Origin of the sequence: Streptomyces sp. NBC_01294 (assembly GCF_035917235.1) — a bacterium.
GTDB lineage: Bacteria > Actinomycetota > Actinomycetes > Streptomycetales > Streptomycetaceae > Streptomyces > Streptomyces caledonius.
On the sequence record NZ_CP108423.1, the window covers coordinates 2,821,994 to 2,833,180 of the forward strand.

Annotated in this window: 7 protein-coding genes; 2 read left to right on the top strand and 5 right to left on the bottom strand. The window is 73.4% G+C overall.

Annotation, left to right across the window (positions count from 1 at the left end):
* Window positions 1-82: 82 nt before the first annotated feature.
* Complete coding sequence (locus OG534_RS12390; RefSeq protein ID WP_326588140.1) at window positions 83-2,935, top strand: lysylphosphatidylglycerol synthase transmembrane domain-containing protein; 2,853 nt, start codon at window positions 83-85, stop codon at window positions 2,933-2,935.
* 206 nt (window positions 2,936-3,141) lie between these two features.
* Window positions 3,142-4,743: an alpha/beta hydrolase gene (locus OG534_RS12395; RefSeq protein ID WP_326588141.1), complete on the top strand. Its 1,602-nt coding sequence runs from the start codon at window positions 3,142-3,144 to the stop codon at window positions 4,741-4,743.
* An 86-nt stretch (window positions 4,744-4,829) separates the two neighbouring features.
* On the opposite strand, the gene moeZ is transcribed toward OG534_RS12395, so the two are convergent.
* From moeZ to pelF, 5 genes are all read right to left on the bottom strand, one after another.
* Entirely contained in the window at window positions 4,830-6,008 is a 1,179-nt protein-coding gene (moeZ, locus tag OG534_RS12400; protein WP_326588142.1) for an adenylyltransferase/sulfurtransferase MoeZ, read from the bottom strand.
* A 63-nt stretch (window positions 6,009-6,071) separates the two neighbouring features.
* Complete coding sequence (locus tag OG534_RS12405; RefSeq protein WP_326588143.1) at window positions 6,072-6,827, bottom strand: spherulation-specific family 4 protein; 756 nt, start codon at window positions 6,825-6,827, stop codon at window positions 6,072-6,074.
* A complete protein-coding gene (locus OG534_RS12410; RefSeq protein ID WP_326588144.1) occupies window positions 6,815-7,825 on the bottom strand; it encodes an NAD-dependent epimerase/dehydratase in 1,011 nt (336 codons plus the stop codon). Before OG534_RS12410 ends, OG534_RS12405 begins: the two co-directional genes overlap by 13 nt.
* Before the next feature lie 134 nt (window positions 7,826-7,959).
* Window positions 7,960-8,775, bottom strand: a complete 816-nt coding sequence (locus OG534_RS12415) for a hypothetical protein (protein ID WP_326588145.1) — start codon at window positions 8,773-8,775, stop codon at window positions 7,960-7,962.
* Between the two features lie 692 nt (window positions 8,776-9,467).
* A complete protein-coding gene (pelF, locus tag OG534_RS12420; protein ID WP_326593571.1) occupies window positions 9,468-11,075 on the bottom strand; it encodes a GT4 family glycosyltransferase PelF in 1,608 nt (535 codons plus the stop codon).
* Window positions 11,076-11,187 lie beyond the last annotated feature (112 nt).

Consider the following 11,187-nt stretch of genomic DNA (forward strand, 5'->3'; position numbering starts at 1 on the left):
GAAGTCTCGGTTCCGGACCGGCGCGCACCCTGCTGCCCCGATGGCACGCCGGTCCGTGCCACCATCTTCCGGGCGGTGACTGGTGATACGTGATCAAGAAGAGACGGATGTGACGACGAAGGAGCAGGGTGTGAGCCCTCCGGACGGCGCGGCGGCGGACGACGACGCACGCCCTGACGACGGCCCGGACTCCCGCCCCGACCCCCACGCGGAGACCCTGCCGCAGACCCGGCCGGAGACACCGCCGGAGCCCCGGCGCCCCGCCGGCGACACCGAAGGCGCAGCCAACCGCAACGGCAACGGTGACAACGGTGACGGTGACGGCGCGGAGGGCCCGCACGGCCACGCCCCCACGGCCGCCGACCAGGTCGAGGTCGACGAACCGCTGCTCGCCGCCCGCGTGCACCGCCCCTCCGACCTCGTCCGCCTGCTCGTCGGCATCCTCGGCATCGCCGTCGTGCTCGCCGTCGCCGCCTTCGCCCACGGCACCACCGTCGGCCTGGAGGAGGACATCAACAAGGGCACCGGCCAGGCGCCGGACCTGTTGATCAAGGTCGCCGCACTCGTGTCCAGCATCGCGGTGCTGCTGCTGCCCGTCGCCTTCGCCATCGAGCGGCTCATCAAACGCGACGGCCTGCGCATCGCCGACGGCGTACTCGCCGCCGTCCTCGCGCACGGCGTGACCCTCGCCACCGACCTGTGGGTCTCCCAGGCCGCCCCCGACACCATCCAGGACGCCCTGACCCGTTCGGCGGGCGGCGGGGCCCTCACCGACCCGGTGCACGGCTACCTCGCGCCCGTCATCGCGTACATGACCGCCGTCGGCATGACCCGCAGACCCCACTGGCGCGTCGCGCTGTGGGTGGTCCTGCTGCTCAACGCCCTCACCATGCTGGTCAACGGGTACACCACCCCGTTCTCGATCATCCTCACCGTCCTGATCGGCTGGAGCGTCGCGTACGGCACCCTGTACGCCGTCGGCTCGCCCAACGTGCGCCCCACCGGGCAGAACCTCCTCGCCGGACTGCGCCGCGTCGGCTTCCAGCCGGTCAGCGCGATGCGCGCCGAGGCCCCCGACGGCCCCGAGGCGTCCGAGGTCAGCGACCGCGGCCGGCGCTACCACGTCACGCTGGAGGACGGGCCGCCGCTCGACGTCACCGTCGTCGACCGCGAACAGCAGGCCCAGGGCTTCTTCTACCGGGTCTGGCGCCGGCTCACCCTGCGCGGCATCACCACCCGGCGCAGCCTGCAGTCGCTGCGCCAGGCACTGGAGCAGGAGGCGCTCCTCGCGTACGCGGCGATCGCGGCCGGGGCCAACGCGCCGAAGCTGATCGCCACCTCCGAACTCGGTCCGGACGCGGTGATGCTCGTCTACGAGCACCTGGGCGGCCGGACCCTGGACTCGCTCCCCGACGAGGAGATCACCGACGAGCTGAGCCGCAACGCCTGGGAGCAGGTACGGGCCCTCCAGTCGCGGCGGATCGCGCACCGCAGGCTCACCGGGGACGCCCTGGTGGTGGATCGTTCCGGCAACGTCATCCTCACCGACCTGCGGGGCGGCGAGATCGCCGCCGGCGATCTGGTGCTCCGGATGGACATCGCTCAGCTGCTGACCACGCTCGGCCTGCGGGTCGGCGCGGAGCGGTCGGTGGCTTCGGCGGTGTCGGTGCTCGGCCCCGACACCGTGGCGGACTGCCTGCCGCTGCTCCAGCCGATCGCGCTGAGCCGTTCCACCCGGGCGACGCTGCGCAGGCTGGCCCGGGAGCGGGCCGACCGGCAGCGCGAGGCCGTACTGGAATCCTCGCGCGCGGCGAAGGCGGCGCGCGAGGCGGAGTCCGCGGCCTCCGCCACTCCGGTCTCCGCCTCGGCCGCCGCCGACCGGAAGGCCGAGAAGAAGGCCCTGGACGACGCGCTGGACGGGGCGCGCGAGGAGGACCTGCTCAGCCAGATCCGCCAGCAGGTGCTGCTGATCCGCCCGCAGGCGCCGGTGGAGCCGGCCCGGCTGGAGCGGATCCGGCCGCGCACGCTGGTGTCGTTCATCGCGGGCGCGTTCGGTGCGTACTTCCTGCTCACGCAGCTCGCCCACGTGGACTTCGGGACCGTGATCGGCGAGGCGCAGTGGGGCTGGGTCGGGGCGGCGCTCGCCTTCTCGGCGCTGAGCTACTTCGCGGCGGCGATGAGCCTGCTGGGCTTCGTGCCCGAGCGGGTGTCGTTCCTGCGGACCGTGGTCGCGCAGGTGGCCGGGTCGTTCGTGAAGCTGGTGGCCCCGGCGGCGGTCGGCGGTGTCGCGCTGAACACGCGGTTCCTGCAGCGGGCGGGGGTCCGGCCGGGGCTGGCGGTCGCGAGCGTGGGCGCCTCCCAGTTGTTCGGGCTGGCCAGCCACATCCTGCTGCTGCTGTCCTTCGGCTACCTGACCGGGACCGAGAAGACCCCGGAGATGACCCCGTCCCGGGCGGTCATCGCGGGGCTGCTGACGGTGGCGGTGCTGGTGCTGGTGGTGACGGCGGTCCCGTTCATGCGGAAGTTCATCGTGACGCGGGTACGGGCGCTGTTCGCGGGCGTGGTGCCGCGCATGCTGGACGTGCTCCAGCGGCCGAAGAAGCTGATGACCGGGATCGGCGGGATGCTGCTGCTGACGGGCTGTTTCGTGATGTGCCTGGACGCGTCGATCCGCGCGTTCGGGGGCGGCGAGGCCATCAGCTACGCGAGCATCGCGGTGGTGTTCCTGGCGGGCAACGCGCTGGGGTCGGCGGCGCCGACGCCGGGCGGTATGGGCGCGGTCGAGACCACGCTGACCCTGGGGCTGATCGCGGCCGGGCTGGACAAGGAGGTCGCGATCTCGGCGGTGCTGCTGTTCCGGCTGATGACCTTCTGGCTGCCGGTGCTGCCGGGGTGGATCTCGTTCAACTTCCTGACGCGCAAGGAAGCCATCTAGCCTCCGGCTCGGTCTGCGGGTGTCCGGGTTCCGCCCGGGCGTTCCGGTCCGCGCCCGCGGGGTGTCCGTACCCCCTACGGCGCTCCGCGCCCGCGCCTCAAACGCCGGCGGGGCTGACTCGGCCGGGCGAAGCACGGAGGCGCCGGCGGACCCCCGGATGGGTCAGCGCGGGGGCGGTGGTGGGGAAGCGCGCACAGGATGGGGGCATGTCGAGAAACGCCTGGCGGGTCACCGCCGCCGCCGCGCTCGCCGCCACCCTCCTCACCACGGCCGCCTGCTCCGACGACGGCGACGAGAAGAAGACGGCGGCCGACGGCACCCCGGAGGTCAAGCCGCTCAAGTGGGGCGAGTGCCAGGCTCCCACCACCGCCCAGGGCGGCGGCCAGGCCCCGCCCAAGGACTGGCAGTGCGCCACGCTCGACGTCCCGCTCGACTACGCGAAGCCCGAGGGCGAGACCATCCCGATCGCCCTGATCCGCGCCAAGGCGCGCGACCAGAAGAACCGTCTCGGCTCCCTGGTCTTCAACTTCGGCGGCCCCGGAGACTCCGGCATGGCCACCCTCCCCAGCGCCGCCAAGGAGTTCGAGGCCCTGCGCGCCCGGTATGACCTGGTCAGCTTCGACCCCCGCGGGGTGGGCGCCAGCGTCCCCGTGCTGTGCGCGAGCGACCGGCAGCTGGACGCGTACTACGCCGAGGACGCCTCCCCCGACACGCCGCAGGAGGAGAAGGCCTTCACCGACGCCGGCAAGGAGTACGTCGAGGCCTGCGAGAAGAACTCCGGCAAGCTCCTGCCCCACGTCGGCACCGAGAACGCCGCCCGCGACCTGGACCGCATCCGCCAGGCCCTCGGCGACGAGAAGCTGAACTACTTCGGGATCTCCTACGGCACCGAACTCGGCGGGGTCTACGCCCACCTCTTCCCCAAGAACGTCGGACGGGCCGTCTTCGACGCCGTCGTGGACCCGACCCAGACCTCCGAGGAGGGGGCACTGGGCCAGGCCAAGGGCTTCCAGCTCGCGCTGGACAACTTCTCCCAGGACTGCGTGGACCGCGGCGACGAGTGCACGCTCCAGGGCAGCAGCGTCAAGGAGATCGAGGCCGGGATCATCAAGCTCCAGAAGGACCTGGCCGCGAAGCCCATCCCGGGCATCGGAGACCGGATGCTGACCGAGAGCCTCGCGACCAACGGCATCGCCCTGGCCCTGTACTCGCAGGAGCTGTGGCCGCTGCTGGAGCAGGGCCTCGACGAGGCGCAGGGCGGTCAGGGGCAACTGCTGATGGCCCTGTCGGACTCGCTCAGCGGGCGTGACGAGCAAGGGCGTTACAGCAACCTCGGCGCGGCCAACATCGCCATCAACTGCCGAGACAGCAAAGACCGTTACACCCTGGAGCAGGCCAAGGCCAAGCTGCCGGCCTTCCGCGCGGCCTCGCCCGTCTTCGGGGACCTCCTCGGCTGGGGGATGCTGGGCTGCACCGACTGGCCGGTCCCCGGCACCTGGGAGACCCCGGACGTCTCGGCGCCGGGATCCGAGCCGATCCTGGTGATCGGCAACACGGGCGACCCGGCCACCCCGTACGAGGGCGCCCGCAAGATGGTCGAGCGGCTCGGCCCCGGTGTGGGCGTGGAGCTCACGTACAAGGGCGAGGGCCACGGCGCGTACAACAGCGGCGACCCGTGCGTGCAGGAGGCGGTGAACACGTACCTGATCGAGGGCAAGCCCCCGGCCGCCGGCACCGTCTGCACGGCCGCGCCGTCCGATCCGACCGCGCCGACCCTGCCGTCCGAGCCGTCCGAGCTGCAGGGCTGAACAGAGCCGCGCAGGGCCGCCGCAGGGCCGGGCAACGCCGAAGGGGCCGTACCCCGTGATCGGGGTACGGCCCCTTCGGGCGACTGCTAGTAGACCGGCTTCTCGGGCTCGATCTGGTGGACCCAGCCGATGACGCCGCCGCCGACGTGCACCGCGTCCGCGAAGCCCGCGGACTTCAGGACGGCGAGGACTTCCGCACTGCGGACACCCGTCTTGCAGTGCAAGACGATGCGCTTGTTCTGCGGCAGGTCCTGGAGGGCGGTGCCCATCAGGAACTCGCCCTTGGGGATCAGCTTCGCGCCGGGGATCGAGACGATCTCGTACTCGTTGATCTCGCGGACGTCGATGATCTCGATGGGCTCGTCGGTGTCGATCCACTCCTTGAGCTGCTTGGGAGTGATCGTCGAACCGGCGGCCGCCTCCTGGGCCTCCTCCGACACGACGCCGCAGAAGGCCTCGTAGTCGATGAGCTCGGTGACGGTCGCGTTCGGACCGCAGACCGCGCAGTCGGGGTCCTTGCGGACCTTGACCTGGCGGTACTGCATCTCCAGGGCGTCGTAGATCATCAGGCGGCCGACCAGCGGCTCGCCGACGCCCGTGAGGACCTTGATGGCCTCGGTGACCTGGATGGACCCGATGGACGCGCAGAGCACGCCCAGCACGCCGCCCTCGGCACAGCTCGGGACCATGCCCGGCGGGGGCGGCTCCGGGTAGAGGCAGCGGTAGCACGGACCGTGCTCCGACCAGAAGACCGAGGCCTGGCCGTCGAAGCGGTAGATCGAACCCCACACGTACGGCTTGTTCAGCAGCACGCAGGCGTCGTTGACCAGGTAGCGGGTGGCGAAGTTGTCCGTGCCGTCGACGATGAGGTCGTACTGGCTGAAGATCTCCATCACGTTCTCGGCTTCGAGCCGCTCTTCGTGAAGGACCACGTTCACGTACGGGTTGATGCCCAGCACGCTGTCGCGGGCCGACTCGGCCTTGGAACGGCCGATGTCCGCCTGGCTGTGGATGATCTGGCGCTGCAGGTTCGACTCGTCGACCTCGTCGAACTCCACGATGCCCAGCGTGCCGACGCCGGCCGCGGCCAGGTACATGAGGGCGGGCGAGCCGAGGCCGCCCGCGCCCACGGCCAGCACCTTGGCGTTCTTCAGGCGCTTCTGGCCGTCCATCCCGACATCGGGGATGATCAGGTGGCGGGAGTACCGACGGACCTCGTCAACGGTGAGCTCAGCAGCTGGCTCGACCAGGGGTGGCAGCGACACGGGGACTCCGTAGATGGTGACGTCTTAACGGTGGTTCTCTCCGTAACACTGCCACGCCCGTCTTCATTCCAAGACACCTGTCCCGATCCTTGAGACGATTTCGTCCCAGTACGCGGGCATCGAGGCCCATGGGTCACGGTCCGCGGACCCGCGCCGGTCGGTGAACCAGATGGTGCCCGCGCCCTGCCAGCGGGCGATCCGCATCGCCTCCTCGAGATGGGTGCGCGGCACCCCGTGCACGAGGTGGCAGAACCGCTCCGCCGGGTACTCCGCGGTCCACTCCGCCACCTGCGACCAGCGGTAGTCGACCCAGGTGCCGGAGAAGGTGACCAGCTGGTCCGCCGCCTCCGCGTAGCCCTCGTACGGGTGCGTGCCGTGGCCGAGCACGATCCGCAGGTCCTGCCCCAGGCCGCGCAGGGTGTCGACGACCCGGCACACCGAGGCCAGTTCCGCCTTGTCGGCCGGGGCCTCGGCGAGGTAGAAGCCGCCGACCCCGTACCAGTCGCGGAAGCGGTGGGCGTCGGAGACCAGCTCCCCGAAGGAGCGCGATCCGCCCCGCATCGCGAGATGGCCGAGGACCGTGCCGCCCGCGCGGCGCAGCTTCGCGGCCGCCTCGGTGCAGTGCGGGTCGGGCCGCCCGCCCGGGCCGTCCGTGACGTTGAGCACGGCCCAGTGCAGCGGGGTGCCGGGGCGGGTCAGCTCGGCCCATTCGACGGGGGCGAGCAGCGGGTGCGCGTAGCCGGGGGTGCCGAGGCCGAGGCGGCCCGCCTCGGTCGCGGCGGCGGTCACGGCCCCCGGCGGGGTGGTCAGATGCGGCACGCCGCCTCCATCCAGATGTCTGCGAGCGATTCCTCCAGATTGATCCGCGGCCGCCAGCCGAGCCGGTCGCGGGCGGTGCGCACGTCGGCCTGCTGCCAGGCCCCGCAGCCGTCGGGGTAGGGGTACGGCTGGGGGGCTGCGGCGGCGATCTGCTCAGCGGTGGCCTCGGAGCGGGGCGCCCCGATGGAGGCAATCCCGGCCGGGCGGCCCGGGTGTCCGTGCCCCTGCTGCGGTCCGCCGTACGGTACGTCCAGCTCGTGCAGGGCGCCTCCGTACCCGGCGACCCGGGCCAGGACGGCGGCCGCGTCGCGCAGCCGGACCGCGCGGCCGGTGCCGATGTTGACGACGCCCTGGGCGGCCGACAGGGAGGCGGCGTGCACGGCGCGCGCCACGTCCCGTACGTCCACGAAGTCGCGCTGCACGCCGAGCCCGCTGAGCTTGAGTTCGCCGTCGCCCGACTGCATCGCGCGGCGCATGGCCTCGGCGAGCCGGCCGAGCGGGGATCCGGCGGGGGTGCCGGGCCCGACGGGCGAGAAGATCCGCAGGACGACGGCGTCCAGCCCGGAGCCCAGGACCAGCTCGGTGGCGGCCAGTTTGCTGACTCCGTACGGCCCGCCGGGTCTCGGCACGGCGTCCTCGGCCGTGGACGAACCGGGCTGGCTGGGCCCGTACTCGGCGGCGCAGCCGAGCTGCACCAGCCGGGCGCCGCAGCCGCTGCGGCGCAGCGACTCGCAGATCGTCGCGACGGCGACGGTGTTGTGCCGGGTCAGCTCCCGGGCCCCGCCCCGGGTGGCGCCGGCACAGTTGATGACGACGCCCGGGTGGACGGCGTCGAGGAAGCGGGTGAGCGCGCCGGGGCTGCCGGTGGCGAGGTCGAAGCGGACGTCGGCGTCGTCGCCGCGGCCGAGCGCGGTGAGCTGGACCGCGGGGTCGGCGAGCAGCCGGTCGGCGACGTAACGGCCGAGGTATCCGTTGGCTCCGATCAGCAGCACCCTCATCGCGTGACCCCTTGTTTGGTTGGCTGGCCGGTCATGTCTGTTTCTCCTTGCGGACGGGCGGATGGATGGTGGGGCGGGGTACGGGTACAGCGATTCGGCGTCGGCTCCGAAGGTCGGTGGTGGTCGCGGGGACGTCAGGGCCGCGCGTGCGCCGATGCGCGGGACAGGGCGAGGACGGCGTGGACGAGGAGTCCGGCCGCGGCGGCGAGGACCGCCGCAGGGACCGGGACCAGGGCGAGGGCGAGGGCGGCGCAGACGGGTCCGCGGTGGGCCGCGTGCCGGAGCAGGAGCCGCGTCAGGAACAGCAGCAGGGCGAACGGCACGGCCACCGGGAGCGGTGTCCCGGCGAGCGCGGCCGCCCCTGCGGCAGCCCCGGTGAACACGGCGACGGCCGCGATCAGCAGGGGCCGGGTCCGGTCCGCGAAGTCCTCCAGGGCGCGGCTGCCGTCGAGCCGCGCCCGGGCCCCGGCGGCGAAGGCGGTGGCGACCAGGTGCCCGGGGGCGACGGCCAGCGCGAGGCCGACCGCGAGGGCGGCGCCGTGCCGGTACGCGGCCCAGCCGACGGCGGCCGCGGCGAGCAGGTGCGCGAGGGAGGGGAACCGGCCCCCTGCGGCCCGCCCGGGCCACACCAGGGCGGCGACGGTCGCGGCGACGGCGGCGGGCCCGGCCCACGCCTGCCCGGCGGCGGCCACGCCGAAGGCGAGTGCCCCGGGCAGCAGCGCGTAACCGAAGCCGCGGAAGGCCGACGGCCCCGCCGGGACCGGGGTGGGCGCGGCGGCGGGAACCTGCTCGCGCGGGCTCCGGGCGTACAGCTCCTCGGCGAGCGAGAAGACGTCCCGGTGCCGGAAGCGGGCGGCGGTACGGTCGGTGATGCCGTGGGCTTCCAGCCCGGCCGCGATCTCCAGCGGATCCACGGCCCGCTCGCACAGCTCCCGGTGCCGGTGCAGCAACGCCTTGACGGGATCCCCGCCACCCCTCCGCCGGGCCGCCTGCGGCGTCGCTCCCCGGACACTCTCAGGCTCGGCATCTTCGGCTTCGGCCTCGGCTTCGGCGTTTGACGCGCGGGGCCCCGCACACTCAGCGCCACCGCGGCCATTCTCAGCCTCGCCGGCGTTCGACGCACGGAGGTCCGCACACTCAGCGCCACCGCGGGCACTCTCAGCCCCGCCGGCGTTCGACGCGCGAGGCCCCGCACACTCAGCGCTGCCTCGGGCATTCTCAGCCTCGCCGGCGTTCAACGCACGGGGGTCCGCACACTCAGCAGCGCCGGGGACATGTTCAGCCTCGCCGGCGTTTGAGGCGCGGGGGTCCGCACACTCGGCGCCGCCGGGGACATGTTCAGCCTCGCCGGCGTTCGACGCACGGGGGTCCGCACACTCAGCGCCACCGGGGACATGTTCAGCCTCGCCGGCGTTTGAGGCGCGGGGGTCCGGGGGCAGCGCCCCCGGCAACGGCGCCGCGCCGGACCTCGAGCCGAAGGACCGGATCACGGGTGCAGCGCCGCTGCCGGGGCTCTGCCCCGGACCCCGCGCCTCCATCGCCGGCGAGGCTGAATACGCCGCCGAGGCTGACGGCGGCTCGGCAGCGAGTGGCCAGGCGGGGGAAACGGCCGGTGGCGCTGCCGTGTCCGGGTCGACGGTGGTCATACGGCGGCCTCCGGGGTCGGGTCCGGGGCCGGGGCCCACGTCGGGCTGGTCCAGTGCCCGGGCACACGCGCCTCCGGGGGCCGCGCGAAGGGGACCTCCCCGTCCGGCCGGACGGAACCCTTGGCGAGCAGCCGCAGGTAGATCTCCTGGAAGGCGGCCACGTTCTGCTCGACGGTGAAGAGCTCCAGGGCCCGCGCCCGGGCAGCCGCGCCGAGCCGCTGCGCCCGCTCGGGATCCCGCAGCAGCGACAGACACGCCTCGGCGAGCGCCCGCGGATTGCGCGGCGGGACGACGAGCCCGGTGCCCCCGATGACCTCGCACACCGCGCCCACGTCGGTGGAGACGGTGGCCCGGCCGCAGAACATCGCCTCGGCGAGGGTGATCGGGAAGCCCTCGATCACGGAGGACAGCACCACGACGCGTCCGGCGCCGTACGCCTCGGCCGGCGAGGGGGCGTCGGGTCCGCCGACCTCCTCGAAGGTGACCGGGCTCTCCCCGACGGTGACGGAGTCGGCGGCCTCGTCGGGGAAGAGCTGCGCGGCCAGGGACCGGCAGTCGGCGAGGTAGCCGGGCGCCACGGCCGTGGCGAAGAGACGCAGCCGGGTCTCGGGCGCGGCCCGTCGGACCTCGGCGAAGGCGTGCAGCAGGGCGATGAGGTCCTTGGCGGGCTCTATCCGGCCGACCCACACGAGCGTGTCGGGGTCCCCGCAGTCCGCGGCCTCCCCGACGGTGGCGAATCGGTCCGCCTCCATCCCCGGGTAGACCGTGCGCAGCCGCTCGCGGGTGGCCCCGCACCGCTCCTGCCAGCGCCGGGCGTGCGCGTTCCCGGGGGTCAGGAAGTCGGCCCGGGCGTAGATCTCGGCGGCCAGCCGCAGGTGGAAGGCCGCGAGCAGGGCCCGTACGGCGGGACGGGTCTCCGCAGCGTGCTGTGCGTCGAGTTGGGCCAGGTAGTGGGCCCGGAGCTGGACCCCGTACTCGGTGACCAGCAGCGGGACTCCGAAGAAGCGTTTGGCCAGCAGTCCGGGGAGCGCCGCGACCCCGCCCGCCGCCGCGTGGGAGATGTCGACCGCGCCGAGCCCGCCGGGCTCCTCGTACCAGTCGAGGGACAACGGCCGGAGCATGCGCTCCAGTTCGTCCACGAATTCCAGCAGGTCGGTCACCTGCGCCGCCTGTACGGTGCGGCTCGCGCCCGGCGCCCGGCAGGCGGCCTCCAGCGCCCGTACCGCGGACTCGGAGCGCAGGGCCGCGTACAGCCCGCCCTGCTCGCGGGCCAGTTCGGCGAGCCCGTAGAGCCCGGAGGCGAAGGGTTCCGGCTCGCCGGCGCAGATCCCGCGGACCAGCTCCTTGAAGCGGTCCGCGAACCGCCGGCGCTCGCGCCGGGAGTAGGACCGCCCGTCGTCGGCGGGGGCCCACAGGGGGGCCGTCCGGACCTGGGTGACGTGCTCGGGCAGAGGGACCCGTGCGCGTTCCTGCTCGGCGCTGCGGCTCAGTGCGTAGAGCTCGAACTCGTGCTGCGGGAGCCCGCGCACGAGCCGGTCGCACCACAGCCTCGCCTCTCCCGTCGCATACGGATAACCACCTTCCGTGAGCAGTCCGATCCGCACGAGTGGCACCCCCGATCTCCCGTTCAGGCGGTCGCCGTTCGGTCAGGCGACCCGCCGCGGGAGAACTCAAGCGGATATGCCGAAGGCGCGACGGACGGTTGTCCGTCGCGCC

What these genes read in the sequence shown, in the direction of transcription:
- OG534_RS12395 (WP_326588141.1), top strand. Translation starts at nt 3,142, where the DNA reads ATGTCGAGAAACGCCTGGCGGGTCACCGCCGCCGCCGCGCTCGCCGCC.
- OG534_RS12410 (WP_326588144.1), bottom strand. Translation starts at nt 7,825, where the DNA reads ATGAGGGTGCTGCTGATCGGAGCCAACGGATACCTCGGCCGTTACGTC.